Annotated in this window: 16 protein-coding genes and 1 pseudogene; 6 read left to right on the top strand and 11 right to left on the bottom strand. The window is 44.1% G+C overall.

What is annotated here, in order from left to right:
- Window positions 1-103 precede the first annotated feature (103 nt).
- The 5 genes from AC0YOB_RS07765 to AC0YOB_RS07745 form a co-directional block, all read right to left on the bottom strand.
- Complete coding sequence (locus tag AC0YOB_RS07765) at window positions 104-625, bottom strand: AAA family ATPase (RefSeq protein WP_475792359.1); 522 nt, start codon at window positions 623-625, stop codon at window positions 104-106.
- 112 nt (window positions 626-737) lie between these two features.
- Window positions 738-2,315, bottom strand: a complete 1,578-nt coding sequence (locus tag AC0YOB_RS07760; protein ID WP_475792358.1) for a Calx-beta domain-containing protein — start codon at window positions 2,313-2,315, stop codon at window positions 738-740.
- Window positions 2,316-2,450: 135 nt separating this feature from the next.
- Window positions 2,451-2,756: a hypothetical protein gene (locus AC0YOB_RS07755; RefSeq protein ID WP_475792357.1), complete on the bottom strand. Its 306-nt coding sequence runs from the start codon at window positions 2,754-2,756 to the stop codon at window positions 2,451-2,453.
- A gap of 102 nt (window positions 2,757-2,858) precedes the next feature.
- Window positions 2,859-3,374 (bottom strand): GNAT family N-acetyltransferase, encoded by a 516-nt coding sequence (locus AC0YOB_RS07750; RefSeq protein ID WP_475792356.1) that lies wholly within the window; start codon window positions 3,372-3,374, stop codon window positions 2,859-2,861.
- A gap of 55 nt (window positions 3,375-3,429) precedes the next feature.
- Window positions 3,430-5,208, bottom strand: a complete 1,779-nt coding sequence (locus AC0YOB_RS07745) for a DUF5050 domain-containing protein (protein WP_475792355.1) — start codon at window positions 5,206-5,208, stop codon at window positions 3,430-3,432.
- A 261-nt stretch (window positions 5,209-5,469) separates the two neighbouring features.
- On the opposite strand from AC0YOB_RS07745, the gene thpR reads away from it, so the two are divergent.
- On the top strand, window positions 5,470-6,138 hold the full coding sequence (gene thpR / locus AC0YOB_RS07740) for an RNA 2',3'-cyclic phosphodiesterase (protein ID WP_475792354.1): 669 nt from the start codon (window positions 5,470-5,472) through the stop codon (window positions 6,136-6,138).
- A gap of 188 nt (window positions 6,139-6,326) precedes the next feature.
- Here the strand turns inward: thpR and AC0YOB_RS07735 are convergent, their stop codons facing one another.
- Genes AC0YOB_RS07735 through AC0YOB_RS07725 form a run of 3 tightly spaced genes read right to left on the bottom strand, consistent with a single transcriptional unit; the run spans window position 6,327 to window position 9,319 of the window.
- On the bottom strand, window positions 6,327-7,502 hold the full coding sequence (locus tag AC0YOB_RS07735; RefSeq protein WP_475792353.1) for an MFS transporter: 1,176 nt from the start codon (window positions 7,500-7,502) through the stop codon (window positions 6,327-6,329).
- A gap of 48 nt (window positions 7,503-7,550) precedes the next feature.
- Entirely contained in the window at window positions 7,551-8,381 is an 831-nt protein-coding gene (locus tag AC0YOB_RS07730) for a carbohydrate ABC transporter permease (RefSeq protein WP_475792352.1), read from the bottom strand.
- Window positions 8,378-9,319 (bottom strand): carbohydrate ABC transporter permease, encoded by a 942-nt coding sequence (locus AC0YOB_RS07725; protein ID WP_475792351.1) that lies wholly within the window; start codon window positions 9,317-9,319, stop codon window positions 8,378-8,380. The genes AC0YOB_RS07730 and AC0YOB_RS07725 overlap by 4 nt, the downstream gene beginning before the upstream one ends.
- 343 nt (window positions 9,320-9,662) lie before the next feature.
- Between AC0YOB_RS07725 and AC0YOB_RS07720 the strand changes: the two genes are divergently transcribed.
- The 5 genes from AC0YOB_RS07720 (at window position 9,663) to AC0YOB_RS07700 (ending at window position 14,555) form a co-directional block, all read left to right on the top strand.
- Window positions 9,663-10,691 (top strand): LacI family DNA-binding transcriptional regulator, encoded by a 1,029-nt coding sequence (locus tag AC0YOB_RS07720; protein WP_475792350.1) that lies wholly within the window; start codon window positions 9,663-9,665, stop codon window positions 10,689-10,691.
- A gap of 194 nt (window positions 10,692-10,885) precedes the next feature.
- Entirely contained in the window at window positions 10,886-11,788 is a 903-nt protein-coding gene (locus tag AC0YOB_RS07715; protein WP_475792349.1) for a sugar phosphate isomerase/epimerase family protein, read from the top strand.
- A gap of 4 nt (window positions 11,789-11,792) precedes the next feature.
- On the top strand, window positions 11,793-12,692 hold the full coding sequence (locus AC0YOB_RS07710; RefSeq protein WP_475792348.1) for a sugar phosphate isomerase/epimerase family protein: 900 nt from the start codon (window positions 11,793-11,795) through the stop codon (window positions 12,690-12,692).
- Window positions 12,693-12,728: 36 nt separating this feature from the next.
- A complete protein-coding gene (locus tag AC0YOB_RS07705; protein WP_475792347.1) occupies window positions 12,729-14,189 on the top strand; it encodes an ABC transporter substrate-binding protein in 1,461 nt (486 codons plus the stop codon).
- A 159-nt stretch (window positions 14,190-14,348) separates the two neighbouring features.
- Complete coding sequence (locus AC0YOB_RS07700) at window positions 14,349-14,555, top strand: hypothetical protein (protein ID WP_475792346.1); 207 nt, start codon at window positions 14,349-14,351, stop codon at window positions 14,553-14,555.
- A 510-nt stretch (window positions 14,556-15,065) separates the two neighbouring features.
- Here AC0YOB_RS07700 and AC0YOB_RS07695 read toward each other — a convergent pair.
- The 3 genes and pseudogenes from AC0YOB_RS07695 to AC0YOB_RS07685 form a co-directional block, all read right to left on the bottom strand.
- Complete coding sequence (locus tag AC0YOB_RS07695; protein WP_475792345.1) at window positions 15,066-16,331, bottom strand: serine hydrolase domain-containing protein; 1,266 nt, start codon at window positions 16,329-16,331, stop codon at window positions 15,066-15,068.
- A gap of 252 nt (window positions 16,332-16,583) precedes the next feature.
- Window positions 16,584-17,351 (bottom strand): ABC transporter permease, encoded by a 768-nt coding sequence (locus AC0YOB_RS07690; protein WP_475792344.1) that lies wholly within the window; start codon window positions 17,349-17,351, stop codon window positions 16,584-16,586.
- Window positions 17,352-17,478: pseudogene (locus AC0YOB_RS07685) on the bottom strand (ABC transporter ATP-binding protein); the annotation flags it as partial. It abuts the gene before it with no gap.

The following is a 17,478-nucleotide window of genomic DNA, read 5'->3' as shown; positions in this document are numbered from 1 at the left end:
ATCATCATGATTAAACGTTCGTACTCTCGGCAAATTTTACGACTGGACGCGGAACAGCTCCTCACGAGCTGCTTTGACTGCGCGGCCGTGCTCCTTCTCGCTCCTAATCCAGTAACTCCAGTTGCAGAACGACCTCGTCTAACGGTGCAGAGGCATCGATCACAGTAGTTGCTGTTGCCCGTAATCGGGGTTCGACTTCAGTAAGATGATGCAGGATAAGGTCTCGCTCTTCGGGGCTTTTCCCGAAGTTGTTGTTAACCCGATCGGCTATCCGCGCAAGTATTACATCGGCAGGCGCGCTAAGCAAAACCACATGGTCGAATAATGAGTAAAACTTTCCCTGATTTGACTTGCAGCCGGCAATGAAGAGTTTGCCTTCCTGGTGTCCGGTCAGAAGTTCTTTAATCGCATCTTCGCGCCAGACCCAGTCGCTGGAACCATCAGGCAGATGGACCCATTGGCTCCACTCGTCGCTGTCTGTATCCACTACCCGGTGGCCTCGTTCACCGAGTTTCTCCAAAGCAGTCGACTTTCCAACTCCGGACATTCCGGTGACCAGTAATCGCAGCATTTTTCTTCCATTTACCATATTTTCTGAATAAGCTGTCTGCGCCTTAAAACTCATAATCTCCTCCTAATTCAAGGACCATCATGGCCCTCCCTTGTCGAGTTATCATGCTTTGCTAGTCCGGCGGGTCCCCTATTTCTCAATGTTTCTGTTCATTCTCAACTTAGGTTTAATTCTTCAAATGATCTTTATCATAAATGACGACCTCCGCCGCCTGTGTGCCAAAGGAGACACCTGTACCGGGAGCCGGATTGGTTAGCTTCACGATGAAAGTCTCCCTGTACTCTATGCGTGCATCATCAATCAGCTTTATGGCAATTGTTTTCGTTCTCTCCCCGGATTTGAAAGTTAATATTTGCGACCCTAGTGTGAAATCTGAGTTCTGCTGCGCCGTCACGGATTCCACAGCCAGTTGGACAGAAACATCCCCTTCGACACTACCTGTACGAACAACGGTCAGCTGCGCGGTTTTATCCTCCTCGATGACATTGTATTGAGTGGCTTGGAAGGATAATTTGGTCATATCATTATCAACGATAAAGATGCCATCCCCACGCTGAGGGGTGTACACCTCTGCGCCAACCGGGTTGAAAATGTTAAAAAAGAAATATTCATCGCCTTCTATAATGTGATCATCGATGATCGGCACAAGGACATTTTTCTCCGTCTCCCCGGGACCAAAGGTGAGCGTTCCCCTGACAGCTTCATAATCGCTGCCGCTAAGCGCTGAATCTTCGTCCCTCGTCGCATAATCAATGGTGAGGACATCGCTCGTTGGGTAATCCCTGGTAACCGTAATGATGCTGCTACCTGCATTTTCCGAAACAAAAAAACCGGTCTTATAAAAGGTTAGCGTATTCGGTATGGCAGGCGGTTCGGACGACTTGTTATTCTCAATAAATAGATTGTACTCCCACCAGTCCGATTCATGAGGCGGACCAGCAATTTGATTAAGGAGCGCAACGCGGAAGACTTCTTTCCCTTCCTCAATGGAATCGGTGATAACAGGCACGTCGATCCGCTTCCACCATTCCCCGTCAGCAAAGGTCACAACTCCTCTCGCCGGGGTAAAGTCTTCATTCGCAATCGCCGGATTTCTGCCTGAAATCGGTCCCGTCACTGCTACAGCTTCATAATCAACAGTCACAGCACCGTCAGCGTTTCCCATTCTTTGAATATACACGCTTGCCAAGCCATCCCTCTCACCCACTTCCGGACTGAAAGCATTGAGCCTGAAGAAAGGTTCCGCTTCCTGCTGCTCTTGATCATTGTCCCATATGATGATATGTGCGATGGCCGGCGTCTCAAATCCGTTCGTCATCTGGTACAATTCAATCCCAAAGTATTCACCAAGGACATTCCTGTATCCCGGTGCGCCATATGTAGACTCTTCAATCTCATCGTCGATGATTGGAATAGTGATCGTCTTCGTTATTTCTCCCGCTGCAAACGCCACAGTCCCTCGGGTTTCCTCCGCGGCGAAATCAAGTCCGGGCTCGGCTGCTTGCTCTCCTGAAAAGGTGAGCCGGTATTTCACATCTGCGCTCTCCTCAATATGGTCTTTGCGATAAACCGTTAATGTAACAGAACCATCCGACTCGTTGACCCCATAATACGGACTTTCAAACTGGAAACGATCATCGAAAGCGGCCTGCGCTGTTCCTTGAAATAAAAGAAAAAGGCTTGGGCTCAGAATAAATATAACGATAAGACAAAAACTGCGCTTGATGCTTTTCCAGCTTGTCATAGACTGCCTCCCTTGACTTTAGGAAAAAACCATATTTTGAAAATGATTGCTTTATTATACAAATTACATCTATTGTAAGTTTATAGAAAACCTTGTACTTAAACAAGAGTTTGATCCACTATTTAAAATGGGCCTTTAGAACCTCTTAATAAGCCCGCCTATGCACACAATAAATACGGTAATAAAAAATAGCAGGATAGATATCACCATTGTTACTATCCCTCTTATAACAGAAAGCCAACCGTTAATACCGGATATTCCGAATGCCCCCATCGTAATACTTAGTCCTGACAATGCTAATAGAATAAACCAAGGATCTATCCCCGTTACATTTTCAATTGGTTGAGCAAAATTACGCTTAAATAACATCATGAAAAATAACCAGCATAATAAAGAAAACCAAAACGCCCACAGATTAATTTTTCTCAGTAGTTTCAACATATTAAAACCACTTCCACTTCTCCTGCCGCAGCAGAAAAATTGTAATAAAGTCCATCCCTTACAGGATGGACTCACACTTCAATTCAAATAATCCCACGCTTTTTAAACCGTTCGATCTTTTGTCAAATACAGGGCCAGATCGTGTCCGACTCGAACAAAACTACCTGGCTCCACCTGTTGGCCTTCGTAAAATATTCCTCTTCCATCAGGGATGTATCCCCGCTTTGCATAAAGCCGCTGTGCATTGCCGTAATCATAATAGAGTCCAACACCGATTCCGACAATACCATATGTATCGAAGGCAATTTGTTCAATCGCATCCATTAATGCGTTGCCGATGCCTTGTCGGCGTTGAGAGGGAATAACATCCAGATTATTGATCTCCGGAATCCCCTTGTCTGCGAAATACGGATAATATGATTGGGACAGAAGATGCAGCCATCCAGCGAAATTCTGATCATATAAAGCAACAAGCGTGATCCGCTCCCCAGATTTATTCTCTTCCCAGCACCTTTTTATATAGTCCATTGGTTTCCCGATATTATGGTGTTCAAGTGTTTGGAAAACCACGCCAATATCTTCATTTTTCATTTGTCTGATTTGGATGCGAGTATTCATACAACATTCCCCCAATGCCGCTTATTTTACACGAATAGCGATTTCGTACGATATGCTACTTTGCCGAATATATCCCCTCCTTATAAGCCATCGTATAAACTATCCCCTCATCCGTTAATACCGCAGAATCTATGGTGTCCTTAACCAGACGAACATTGCGGCCGGCTGCATCGATCTTGTATAATCCCAAGTCATAGCCATTGGACAGATAATAAACACCGGCACTCCCCGCATAGTACGAACTGACCGATTTATCGCTTAATTTGACTTCCCGCCCATTCGAAGTATCATATCGGTATAATTCTCCCAGGACGGAGCTGTCTTTCGTATTCTCACTTGCAGTGTAGTAGAGACTCCCGTTAAAGAACTGCGCCTGCATCAGTTCTCTTTTAACCAGAATCTGATTGTTGTTTCCATTCAAGTCGACACTTCCCAAATAGCCTGTGCTTGAGTCGGTATAATAAATCCGGTTGTCCGCCATCCAGAATTCATTTGCCGGAGAGCTTAGCTTGACCTGGGTCTGGTTGGCCAAATTGATTTTGTACACCGAGCTTACGTCTTTAGGATCGCTTTCTTTATAGCCCAACGTATACAGGTAACCGTCTTTAATATACATGGCACGGCTCGTCCCAAAACTGATGCCCCGGTCGTCTATCGTCCGGTTGATTCCGTAGGCAAACCCCGGTTCTCCTATAGATAAAGCTTCTCCCGTCTTCGTATCGACCCGATTTAAATTATCGGCTCCGCCGTTCATTGGCGCGAAATCCGTTTGGTATATATAGTCACCTTCTTTTATAAAACGGATAAAGCTTTTTGCACCTGCAACGTTTTTCAGAGCGCCATGATCAACCTTATACAACGTCTCGCTTCCCATCGTCAAATCCCCGGAATGCAGGTTGACATACAATTCATTGTCGATTTTCTCAATACTCACCAGCCATCCGTCCCCTGGCCTCCACTGCTCGACTGCACAGATTTTCCTTGATTTATTTTCGGCAAAATTGAATGCATCCAGCTCGGCCTTGTTATTAACCATGGATATGTAATAAAGCTCGTCATCGATCACGTTCGCAAAGTCAAATATGGCATTTCCCTGTATTCGGACTTGAACCTCTTTCTGTCCGTCTGCTTTCTTGTACAACGCTTGTATTTCACTGTTGTTTGTATAACTGCGCTTGAAATAGTAAACAGAGTTTCCGTACTTCGTAATAGGGTTAACGGCTTGCTTGTAATCGACCCGTTCGCGCGTATCGGTCAATTCGGCTTTGATCCGATCCTTGATGGCCAGCGTCTGCGGGTTCTGCAAATCTAAGTTTTCGTCTCCGATCAGGATCAGACCGTCCAGCCAATCGATTTTTTTGTCCAGTGCCTCGGCCGCGCTCCTTAAAGGCAGTACGATTCGCCCGTTTATTTTTTGCGGCGCGACGTCGATGGCATGGGGCTGATTATTGACCAGCATCGTTTTGCTGTTTACCGTAAACTTGATGACCTTGTTTAAACTGGAGTTCTTCAAGAGCACGTCATTCGGATCTTGAGGCTGCCAAACCGCTTCCCACATGCCCTTATAATGGCTGGCTTGAGTTGCCAGATCACTCATCAATCGAATGGGGACCAGGATATGTCCGTCTTTCTGCACGATTTGATAATCTGGATAGAAGTCGGTTTTTTGTCCGTTTGCAAAGGCTTTATTGTGATAATCGAACGGAACGATAACAATCTGGTCGAAAACTTCGTTTAACGGTTTTTTGTCCCCCGCTTCAGCCGCCGCATAAGTTGTTAGAGAACCGCTGACAAACCATATGCCTATAAACATGACCATTATAAAATTTTTCATAAACATTCCTCCTTCTCCCAAATCTTGCTTGATCCATTTACTTACAAGTCATAAGACGCAACCATACCGTAAATGTTTCGGTCCAGACATTCAGAAGTGTCGTACCGGGACCATCCCCCTATTCCCTTCTCCTTCTGTATACCCAGCACACAATGATAAACTATGCTAAGAGGTTGTACATGCAACATAGTGTCTGCTTTAAAGCCGGCTAGGTTAAAATAAGGATAAGTCCTGACTTGTCCGTGAAGGAGGAAGAACCAAATGACCACCCCGACAACCGCTCCAACCAAGGAATCTCAGCGGCTGTTTATAGCCGTACCGCTGCCGGATTCACTGAAACGATTGATCGGCGCATGGACGAGAGATATCCGTACATCATTTCCCTTTCGCAAGTGGACAGACGAGGCAGACCTTCATGTGACGCTGCAATTTCTGGGCGATACGGCTCCGGTCCTGATCCCTGAACTGATGGCAGCCCTGGCGTCCGCAGCCGGCTCGGGCAGAATCCAGCCATTCACCTTATCGCTCCGGAATACGGGAACCTTCGGCAGACCCGGGCAGCCAAGTGTGCTTTGGGCAGGAATCGGCGGCGAACTCGAGCAGCTGTACAGCCTTCAGCGCATGATCGTCGAAGCAACGGCGCCGCTCGGCTTTGCAGCGGAAAAACGCCCCTACAGTCCCCATCTCACCATCGCCCGTAAATACACAGGCAAGGATCAGTTCAGCCCGCCGGAGCTCCTTCGGGCCGACCATTCGAGCGGCCAGCTTGTCAACGGACCCGGTCACAACTCCGATGACGGTACGCAGCCGCAGGCTTATGGCAATGTTAACGATCCGCCAAGTTGGCGGGTCGACGAGATCGTCCTGTATCGCACCCATATGCATCGGCGTCAGATGTATGAAGCGGCAGCCCGTTTTGCTTTACGCTGACCTTATAGAAGTGAATAGGAATGAGCAAAAAGAGCCGTGAGGAATTGATTCCTCATGGCTCTTTCCTTCTTCCATGGTGGATGCACCAGCACAATCATGATGTGAAGCATGTGACTTCTGTTATTTAATAAAGTCGATATCGGGGTTAACTGGTTCGTTCTTGATAAAATGGCACATTACAAGCTTTCTCATTTATCTCTCTTAAGAAACGAATGATGAACGGCAAAATAAACAGCACTACACGCTAAGCCGGCGATTGCTGCAACAAGATACATACTTTGATAACTTGTCTTGCTTGCAATCCATCCAAGTACAAATGATCCAATGCCAAAGCCCAGATCAAAGAACAAAAAAAAGGTCGAAATAGCAATGTTTCGACGTTCAAGGGCCACAGCCTGAATAGCTAATAACTGAAAGCATGGAAATAGTGCTCCATAACCTAATCCAATAATCGCTGCTGAAAGTAATAACAGAAATCCAGTTTCTGATTTACTTAGCAATATCACCCCGATGACAAAGATGATCGTCCCCGGATACACGATAAAATGCTCTCGCCATTTATCTAAAGCTATACCGACAAGCGGTCTTGAAACAATAATGATGAGTGCAAAAATAACAAAAAACAGACCCGAGAAGCGGCTTAAATTCATTTCCGTTGTATAAGAAAAGATAAATGAAGTTAACGAGCTATAGGAAAATGACAGCAAAAATCCTACGAATGAAATGGGAAGAACTTTTTTCTCTATTAAATTACGCCAGGACTTTTTTTCATTCGCTATTAGTCTTACAGAAGTTTGTTGAGAATGACGAACAAATACTAAGCATATCAGGGATAGACCAGATAAAATCAAGCTAACGATAAAAAGGGCCTGGCTATTATCATATCCATGTATCACATAGGCTCCAATTGCTGGACCAATGACCATGGCAATGCTCATGAACATACTAAAGTACCCAATGCCTGCTCCTTTTTGAGATTCTGGAATCAGATCAGCAGCTAAGGTACTTGTAGCAGTAGCAGCGACGGCAAAGCTGCCGCCGTGTATCAAACGTACTATTAGTAGAAATAAAATACCATACGCTCCTAAATAAATTGCAACAGCTAGAAAAAATAACAAAAAAGAAATAATTGCCGTTTTTTTCAAGCCAATCATTTCGATCCACCGACCGGAAAATAAACGAAATGCGATAACACCCACCGACCAAAGTGTAATGACCAAGCCCATTTGTTGTTGATTGCCGTGCAAGACTTCCTTTACAAATGTCGGGAGCGTAGTGTTGAGCATGTAGACGGTTATATAAATAAAAAAACTGCTAAGGCAAATGGCTATGAAATTTTTTGTCCAAAGTCTGCTGCCATGCACATATGTCATCTCTCTCTTCAGCTAGTTTGTACGATGGAACGGTGCCAGTTAACCTTTTATGGAGCCGTTGAAAATACCACCAATCATATTGCGTTGAAAAATCATAAAAAAGATAACGGATGGAATCAATATAATGGCAATGCCTGCAAATACAAGTGTATTGTTGCTGCCTTCATGCGCAGATAATAAGGTAATTCCAACCTGTACGGTCCTCATTTCTTCTTTGGTAGTGACAAGCAACGGCCACAAATAAGAGTTCCATACACCTACAAAGGAGGACAGCCCTAATGAAATTATGATTGGAACAGATACGGGTATACAGATGCTTGCATAAAATTTAAAATCACCGCAGCCATCCAAGAAAGCAGCTTCTCTTAACGTTCCGGATATGGTCTTAAAACCTTGTCTAAACATGAATACTTGTCCAGCACTAACAAAGAATACAATCATGATTCCCAAATAGCTATTCAACAGATGTAATTTACTAACCGTAATAAAATTCGAAATGAGCAAAGCTTCAGAAGGAATCATCATCGTTCCAAGAATGAAAACAAACATAAATTTACGCCCTGGAAAATTTATAAACGCTAGAGCATATGCGGCTAAGGTCGATATCAGTAAGCGGACCAAGGTCACGATTAGTGCAATCATAAATGAATTCAACATGAATCTGGGAATCATCGTATTAAACAGGACTTCTTTAAAATTTTCTAGATAGGAAAAGCTATCCGGCAATACGGTTGGAGGAAAAGACCCGAATTCCCCTTCGGTTTTAAATCCCGCGAGGATAGCATAAAACAAAGGGAATGCCACAATTAATCCAAGAAGTAAGCTTAATACCGTGTTCAGAGAGGTTCTCCATGATCGTTGCATTCTCATTCGTAAACAACCCCTCTTTTTTCATATAAAAAGTTAATAAGCAAAAACACAAGTGTAAGCAAAAATGCACAAATACTCGCTGTACTGCCAATCGTATAATTCAGACTGCGGAATCCTGACGTATACACATAATAAATTAATGTAGAGGTATGACCAAGCGGATTTCCTTGGGTAAGGATCATAACGGGCCCTACGGTTGTCAACCCTACAATAATCTGCGTACAAACGACATAAAACAACGTTGGAGTAATCATCGGAATCGTTATTTTTAACGTTTTTGTCCAATAGCCGGCACCATCGATAACGGCCGATTCACTTAAGTCTTGCGGAACATTACGAACAGCAGCAAGCAGCAGCATGAAGTCAAAGCCCATCATCGTCCAGACTGAAATCAACACGAGTGACGGAAGTGCCCATGTAGAATCACCTAACCAATTGATGTCGCTCGCGACTCCCAATAAATTCAAAATATAATTTAACAACCCGTTGCGAGTCAAAAGGTGTTCAAATATTAAACAGGTTGCCGCCATGGATACAGCCATTGGAATGGAATACAAGAGCTGATAGACGTTAGAAAAAGGTTTTTTCTGTGAAGCAATCAACGCTAGTAATAAGGGACAAATAATAGCCAGCGGAACATACATCGCCGTAAATTTTAAAGTAACGAGAATTGAATTCACAAAATCCTTACGGCTTAAAATATTAATGTAATTTTGCAATCCAACAAAATCGACAATTTCACCTCGTGAATTAACCGTAGAAAGACTATAAATAAAGGTCCGAATAAACGGAAAGTAGTCAAATGCTAATATAAACGGGATTATTGGAGCCAAAAATAAATAAGCTTTAAGGGTCTGAATTCTTTTTCTTCGTCTTGCCAGCTGCGCCAGTGATGGAAAGGTGTTTGTTTTCTTGGTAGCATTCGTAAAAGACGTCATATAAAAACTTCCTCCAGCTAGTTATTGACTTCATAATCACCTGAAAAATTGGAAGGTTCCAATTCTTTAGAGTAATTTTCCTCCCGAAATTTAAGCTCGCTAACTCCTGACAAGGTAGACACCGTAAATAAAATCCAATGCACTTGATAAACCCCGCTCCGATGGGATTCAATATACAGGATGCTTTTATTCGGTGTCAACGAATCAATAAATACTTAATATTCAAAAGATGCTTCTCGTAAAAATTCGATTCGATCTACACAATATCTTAATTTGAATATTCCATCGTCATCCCTTACGATAAAAACAGTTTTTGGAACGTTCTAATAAAAGGAGCTTGAGGATGAGTGTAACCATTTTAGATATCGCAAAAGTTGCCGGGGTCTCAAAAAGTACAGTTTCACTAGTTATTAACGAAAGTGACAAGGTGAAATTAGAAACGAGACATAAAGTATGGCAAACGATTAATGAGCTGGGCTATGTGCCTAATATGGCCGCAAGGGCATTGACAACAAGTCGAACGAAAACATTGGGGCTGATCTTCTTGACTTCAGATGAGACCTCTCTTCCTTATGCTATGGACTCCGTACCTGAAACCTTGCTTTATGATGTTACCTACGGAATCAACGCTTGTTTAAGAAATACAGATTACAGCTTGCTTACTGAACGCTTCTCAGTATCGGGCCACGCAAAACTGCCTGATTTAATTAAAAACAAACGTGTAGACGGTGTATTTTTAATCGGTGGATTATATGACGATGCCTTTATTAATCTTGTCCTTAAGCAAGGTATTCATGTCGTCATTATAGGACGTCATCAAGAAGGGGTTGATTCTGTTTCTGTTAACGCCAACAAAGTTGGTTATTTAGGAGCAAAATATTTGTTGGAGCAAGGACATAAGCAAATAGCATTTATAAGCGGTCCAGCACATAGTTCGATTTCTCAAGACAAACAAAATGGCTTTGCTGCAGCTGTTGCCGAACTAGGCATCAGCATGGAGCAAATCTATTTCATGCATTCGCCGTATACAGGTTTGGGTGGATATCAAACGTTGAAACAATTGTGGAATGATGGAATTAAGCCAACTGCCATTTTTGGCGGAAGTGACGGAATCACTGCAGGAATCATTCTTTTTTTATACGAGCAGGGAATTTCTGTACCTAAAGATATTTCAATTATTAGTTATGAAGAATCGCTGCTTTCAACACATGCTCCCTTTTCTTTAACCGTAATTGATGGTCATAAAATACAACTGGGTGAAATGGCATGCATGACGATGATTAATCGTATCAAAAAGCAAAATGCACAGGAAGTAACATTAATTATCGAGCCCTCATTTATTTTGCGAAACTCCGTCAGATCCTTAATTTAAAAATAAATAGAATTCTTTTAAGGAGGTGGTGATGTTACCCGTCCGGAACGCGATGTACGACTCGTAATTATAAAGTCCAATGCAATGACGATAAAACTTCGATAACTATTTTTATCCGATGCGGTATTCTTTCATTTTCATATGTTCAAGTGAAGAACAATTAAACAATTCTAAAGATAGTGGAGGAGAAAACCATGCGTTTAGCAACAATGACAAGTCTATTTCGAGAAAAAAGAGGCGCCGATGATCACATCAGCTATATTGAATCTATCCAAAGATGCAAAGATACAGGCTTCTCTGTGCTGGATTTCAATATGTGCGCTATGATCCATAATAAAACCGAATTAAATGGCCCCAATTGGGAAGCCGAGCTTGAAAAAATTAAAATTGCCGCACAGCATTTGGGTGTTGAATTCTCTCAATCACATTTACCTTATTTGCCCGGAAATAAATTGTTCCCGGCAGGTTCCGAGGAAGAAGCATTCTTTAATGAAATTACTTGGCGCTCTCTGATCGTAAGCCATGAGTTAGGTGTGAAAGCTGCTGTTGTTCATCCTTTAACAGAGCAAGTGTTTGAAGAGCATAATGAAGAAGCAAACTTAAATTTGAACCATCAATTCTACGATTCTATTGTAGAAGAAGCTGTAAAACGGAATGTAAATATCGCATTTGAAAATATGGTGGATACAAATATCAAACGGCGCTTTGGTTCAATCGCAGAGGAGCTCATTACATTAGTTGACTCTTTTAACGATTCACACGTAGGTGTTTGTTGGGATATTGGACATGCAAACCGCATGTATAAAAGCCAAGTTCGCCCGCTTCGTCTTCTAGGTGAAAGAATCATTGCTCTTCATGTCGATGATAATTATGGTTTGACAGATGACCATTTATTGCCTTTCTTAGGGAATATCGATTGGGAAACGATTATGTCGCTGCTTACAGAGATTGGGTATAAGGGCGATTTCGTTTATGAGATCAAAACGAACAATTACATGCCGGATGAACTTAAAAATGTGACTGCTGAATTTTGTTACAAAGTTGGGGAATATTTACTTTCTCTGGGTAAATCCCCTAAATCCGGAGAGGCCAAATAATTTTATGAGATTAGTGACATCTACAAACTTGTTTGGAAAAGGCCGCAACGGACGTATGCATACACCGTATATCGAATCTGTTAGGCGCTGCAGACAGGCTGGATTTAAAGTTTTGGATTTTAGTTTTGTCGAATTTTTCTTCACCCGAACAGAGCTGTGGGAAGAGGATTGGCAAAATGAAATTTATATGATCCGGAATGAAGCGGAACGACTCGGTGTGACTTTCTCACAATCCCATTTGCCTTACAACCCCGGATATATGCCGACCTGGAAAAATGAAGAACAACGACTTCTATACGTAAAACACATGGAACGAAGTGTTCTTGCAAGCAGTATGCTGGGTGTTTCATGGGGTGTTGTTCATCCATTTACTCAATGTGAGGAAACGGAATTTGACGAGGAAGCAAGTATACAATTTAACCATCAGTTTTACGCTGATTCGATTGAACTGGCTCTTAAAAATGGTGTTGGTATTGCATTTGAAAATATGATTGAATATCCGGAACACCGTAAATTTTCTGCCCGTGCCGAAGAATTAGCAGCATTAGCAGATTCTTTTAACGATAAGCGAATTGGTGTATGTTGGGATTTTGGTCATGGGCATCGTATGTATCGAGACTTATCCCGTCCGGTAAAGGTTTTAGGCAACCGCTTAGTTGCTCTTCATGTTAATGATAACACGGCAATATCTGATCAACACTTTACACCCTTTATGGGGACTGTTAACTGGGAAAAGGCTATAGATGCACTATGGAGCATTGGCTATTCAGGCGATTTTACTTATGAAATTTATGGTTTAACAAAGCAAATGCCTGAAGCTTTGAAAGATATATCGGCAAGCTATGCTTATCAAATCGGCAAGTATTGTGTCGACAGATTTCATGCCCATGAAGCTAAATTATAATGTTAAAAATCTTATATACAAGGAGCTTAATCAGACATGAATAAATGGTTATCTAAAGTTTTTGGCATTGCATTAGTTCTCTCTTTAATTGCGGGATGCACGTCAGGAGCTTCTACAAACTCATCCAGTAACACTAATGCGACAACCCCAACTAATGCCGCAGCTACGGGAGAAGCAACCTCATCGGTCGTTCCAACAGATGGAAATTTATTGCCAAGTAAGCCTACAGAGGTTATCTTTTGGCATTCGATGACGGGTGAGGCTGCAGAAATGATTGATAAAACTGCAAAAGAGTACAATGAGTCGGTCGGTAAAGAAAAAGGAATCACGATTACGCCTACCTTCCAAGGTACTTATGATGAAGCATCTACCAAATTAGCGGCGATCCTGCAATCCGATTCTCAAGAGGAACTGCCGGATATTATGCAGCTAAGCTCTAAAGGAATTTTTGATGTAAAAAATTCTGAATATATTGTACCTGTTCAAGATTTTATCGAGCAAGATTCTGAAGGGATTAACTTAAATGATTTGAATCAAAATGCAATGCAATATGCCATGTATAAGGATAAGATGCTTGGCTTGCCATTCTCTAACTCATCGATCATGATCTATTACAATAAAGATCACTTCAAAGAAGCGGGCTTAGATCCGGAATCACCGCCGACAACACTAGAAGAGTTGGCTGCAGCGGTAGATAAACTGGCTGTCGTTGAGAATAATAAAACTACTCGTTACGGCATTGGTATTAAATTGCGTTTCTTCCTGCTCGGAACATGGATTCCTATGCAAGGCGAGAACAAATATATTTTCAATAACGAAGATGGACATCTAGATACACCAACTAAACTTTCGATGACTAGTGATGGTACACTCGAAACCCTGTTAACAGAATGGCAAAAGGTTCTTGCTACTGGCGGTGTAGAATACACGGATACTTCTCCGATGGCAGGATTTCAATCCGGGTTGTATTCCATTATGCCAGCATCCACTGCATCTATGGGGAGTGTAACAAAAAACATCATTGATGCCGGATTATTTGATGTAGGGGTAGCGGAATTGCCTCGTCTGAATGAAAACAGCACTACAGGTACAGGAGTTGGCGGATCCGCCGTTTATCTCTTTGACCGCGGCAACAAGGATTCCATTCTTGGTGCCTGGGATTATCTGAAATATTTAGCTACACCTGAAGTATCGGCAGAATGGTTTAAGAGCACTGGTTACTATCCAATGAATAACCAAGCAATGGATCTGGAAGGAACGAAACAATTTTTAGAAAAGAACCCGCAATTTAATATTATCCAAACCATTATGGAGCATTCTAAAAATTACACGAAATATTTAGAACCATGGGTACCTTCTTTCACTGATATGGACCAGCTTGTCCAAGATGAAATTATTAAATTCAGCAACGGCAGTCAGGATATGGCAACGACAATTTCGAATATTGATGCCTCAACGAATCAATTGCTGCAGGACTGGCATACTGCTAATCCGTAAGGATCCAATATTTCAGCTAAGGTAATTAAGCTATATTTTTTATTTCATTGAACCCCGAGGAGCTCACTTAAATGTGATCTGTTCGGGGTTTTGATTTTAATCCTCCTCTGCTTGTTCTTGTATGTCAATCTCACACCACAAAAGGAGCGTGCGTTTATAATGGAGACATTTAATTTTAAATTGGATGAACATGTCACACTTTTATGGAAGCTTGACGGTGATTCTATGTGCTTGACGGCGAAGAAGTCGGATCAAAATCTTTTATTATATCCTGACCGTGAGTTCGGTGCCGGAAGTTTCGCAACAAGCAAAAACCCACCGCATATGGCTTCCTTACGGTGGGTTTTTGCTTTGTTTTTCATCTAAACGTGCAACATTGCCATTCTTTCTTTCCCAAAACGTACTGCCGGCCAAACATCCCCGACTTGAATGAAAACGCTTCTTGCTGGGGCAGATTGTTTGTACATTAATATCAATATCCCCACGATCTATTAATTGCCACTCACTTGCAAGGAACGTCTGAAATACCTGATCGCTATCGCGGAGCATTTTTTACATAATGAGGGGCGTCACGAGCCCCTAATTGACCAATAAATGAAAAACAGACCGATTTGAAATAGATATCGGTCTGTTTTTTACACAGGAATGGAATAAATCACAATATTGTAGCTATCTAATTTAAAAACAACATATCAAGCAATGGAACGTACCACTCCATTATTGTTATAAATGAACTCATCTGGATCAATCGCTAATTTTAAATCTGAGAAGCTCTAAGCAAAGTACCAAAGGCAACTTTTACTTCCAATCGGCCGCCAGGGGTTGACCGTTGGGTGTCGTGGGTTGAGGGCGGGCGTATCAGGCGCGGTCTCGGTTTTAGTCTTCGATTGCCTGATAGACCGTGGTCCAGAAGTCGTGGATAACCCGCGCTGAATCTGGGGTGGTCATCCCGACCTGGGTGATCAGGATTCCGATGAGCTGATTTTCCGGGTCGGCGTAGGTCGAGGTGCCGCTTCCGCCGTCCCAGCCGAACTGGCCGATGGGCGCGTAGTCGCCGCGGTAGGTGCGCACTGCCATCCCCATGCCCCAGCCACCGTGCTGCCCTTGGCCGAATGATATATGGACGTTGTTAGTAGCCATTTCGTTTCGGACGGCTTGTTGCTCGGGCGTTAGGCGGTTGGAGGTCATTAGCTCAACGGCGGCCCGGGACAAGATCCGTTTGCTCCCGTGCATCCCTTTGTTCAGCAGCATCCGGAAGTAGGCGTGATAGTCGTCGACGGTGGAGGAAAGTCCGCCACCGCCGCTCTCGAACGCCGGAGGCTGGCTATGGAGTCCTCCCTTGGCTTCGTCCCACACGATGAACTCTCTGGTTTGCGGATCGGGGGCGTAGAGGGGCGGCAGCCGGTCGATCTTGCTTTCGGGCACATAGAAACCGGTGTCTTTCATGCCCAGCGGATCGAGGATACGTTCGCGTAGGAACGTTCCATACGACTGGCCCGTGACTCTAGAAACGAGCACGCCGAGTAGATCGTTGCTGATGTTGTATTGCCAGCGTTCTCCGGGCTGGTACTGCAGCGGAAGCGAGCCAAGGCGCCGCATCCACTCATCCGGATCGGGCATCGGCGGTACATTGAGCGCGAGATTCTTCTCGAGGATCGCGTTCATGATCGGAGTGCCCAGCGCCGTAAAATCCAAACCGAGCCCGAACGTGGAGGTTAGCAGATCCCGTACGGTAATCGGCCGCCGTGCTGGCACAGTATCATCTAGCGGACTGTCAGGTTGTTTCAGCACCTGCCGATTGGAAAGTTCAGGCAGCCACTGCTCTACCAGGTCGTCCAGCCGTATCCTGCACTCGTCGAGCAAAATCATCGCCGCCGCAACCGCGACTGGCTTGGACGTTGACGCCATTCGGAAGATCGTGTCCCGGCGCATCGGCGCGCCGCCATCATGGCGCATCGTGCCGATCGCTTCGACATGCGTCTCACCGCCGCGGCTGACCAGAGCGACAAGCCCAGGAATCTTCCCGGACTCGACATGCCGTGCCAGCACGTCTCTCATTCTGCGCAGTCCTGTTTCGGAGAAGCCAACCACATTCTTCATATTTTCCGACGAACTAAAATCTTCTGTTGTACTCTTTTGCATTTGGTTTCCCTCTCTTCCTTTTTTATTAGCCCTATTGTTTTAAACTACAATTCTCATTTGTTATTCATGCCTTAAAGCCCTTTGTCAAAAAGGTGTATTCGATGCATTAACGAGACTGAATATTGGCAATCACATGGTAGCTCACCTCCTGTTCTGGGTGATCAAAATCAAGATATATCCCCGCACTTAGCATAGAGCCTTATGCTCATCGGACGTTTATTCTCGATTTCATCAAATTCAATGTTACCATTATCACACCCGCTTTTTATACACCCTCATTGCAAAGAAATAGGCCACGAGCAAAATCCCGACGCACCACGCAAGAGCGACCCATATCTCATTGCCCACCGGCTGCCCTGACAGCAGCGCACGGATAGCCTCCACGATCGAGGTCACCGGCTGGTTCTCGGCAAAGGCGCGGACGACCTTCGGCATCGACTCGGTCGGCACAAACGCCGAGCTGATAAACGGCAGGAAGATAATCGGGTAGGAAAAGGCGGTTGCGCCTTCCACCGTTTTTGCGGTCAGCCCGGCAATCGCCGCGACCCAAGTTAAGGCCAGGGTAAACAATACGAGTATTCCGGCTACAGCAAGCCATGACCCTATCCCCGCCGGCGAACGAAAGCCCATAACGAGCGCTACTAGAATGATGAAGACAACCGAGATGGCGTTGGATACCAGCGAGGTCAGCACATGCCCCCACAGCACGGAGGAACGCGCAATCGGCATGGTGTGAAACCGCTCGATGATGCCCCGCTGCTTATCCAAAAACAGGCGGTAAGCCGTATAGGATATCCCGCTTGCAATTGCAATCAGCAGGATACCGGGCAGCAGGTAGTTCACATAGTTATCCGTACCGGTTTGAATGGCGCCGCCAAGCACATAGACGAACAGCAGCATCATCGCAATCGGTGTGATGCAGACCGTGATGATGGTGTCCATACTGCGGAAAATATGGCGCATGGAACGCCCGAGCATCACGCTGATATCGGTGAAGAAATGATTTTTTGCCGTCTCCATTTATATGGCCTCCTTTTTGCCGACGATGGAGAGGAAGATCTCCTCTAACGACGGCTGTTTTTCAACATACTCCACCTTTGCGGACGGGAACAGCTTTTTCAGCTCCGCGAGCGTGCCGTTTGCGATA

This window comes from Paenibacillus sp. JT31N17 (assembly GCF_056269255.1).
The sequence above is the reverse complement of the archived record's forward strand: the minus strand, read 5'-3'. Positions and strand labels throughout refer to the sequence as shown.

Coding starts and splice junctions, on each gene's coding strand:
- AC0YOB_RS07695 (WP_475792345.1), bottom strand. CDS start 16,331: ATGCAAAAGAGTACAACAGAAGATTTTAGTTCGTCGGAAAATATGAAG.
- AC0YOB_RS07755 (WP_475792357.1), bottom strand. CDS start 2,756: ATGTTGAAACTACTGAGAAAAATTAATCTGTGGGCGTTTTGGTTTTCT.
- AC0YOB_RS07725 (WP_475792351.1), bottom strand. CDS start 9,319: ATGACGTCTTTTACGAATGCTACCAAGAAAACAAACACCTTTCCATCA.
- AC0YOB_RS07715 (WP_475792349.1), top strand. CDS start 10,886: ATGCGTTTAGCAACAATGACAAGTCTATTTCGAGAAAAAAGAGGCGCC.
- AC0YOB_RS07760 (WP_475792358.1), bottom strand. CDS start 2,315: ATGACAAGCTGGAAAAGCATCAAGCGCAGTTTTTGTCTTATCGTTATA.
- AC0YOB_RS07690 (WP_475792344.1), bottom strand. CDS start 17,351: ATGGAGACGGCAAAAAATCATTTCTTCACCGATATCAGCGTGATGCTC.
- thpR (WP_475792354.1), top strand. CDS start 5,470: ATGACCACCCCGACAACCGCTCCAACCAAGGAATCTCAGCGGCTGTTT.
- AC0YOB_RS07730 (WP_475792352.1), bottom strand. CDS start 8,381: ATGAGAATGCAACGATCATGGAGAACCTCTCTGAACACGGTATTAAGC.
- AC0YOB_RS07705 (WP_475792347.1), top strand. CDS start 12,729: ATGAATAAATGGTTATCTAAAGTTTTTGGCATTGCATTAGTTCTCTCT.
- AC0YOB_RS07720 (WP_475792350.1), top strand. CDS start 9,663: ATGAGTGTAACCATTTTAGATATCGCAAAAGTTGCCGGGGTCTCAAAA.
- AC0YOB_RS07700 (WP_475792346.1), top strand. CDS start 14,349: ATGGAGACATTTAATTTTAAATTGGATGAACATGTCACACTTTTATGG.
- AC0YOB_RS07750 (WP_475792356.1), bottom strand. CDS start 3,374: ATGAATACTCGCATCCAAATCAGACAAATGAAAAATGAAGATATTGGC.
- AC0YOB_RS07745 (WP_475792355.1), bottom strand. CDS start 5,208: ATGAAAAATTTTATAATGGTCATGTTTATAGGCATATGGTTTGTCAGC.
- AC0YOB_RS07710 (WP_475792348.1), top strand. CDS start 11,793: ATGAGATTAGTGACATCTACAAACTTGTTTGGAAAAGGCCGCAACGGA.
- AC0YOB_RS07765 (WP_475792359.1), bottom strand. CDS start 625: ATGAGTTTTAAGGCGCAGACAGCTTATTCAGAAAATATGGTAAATGGA.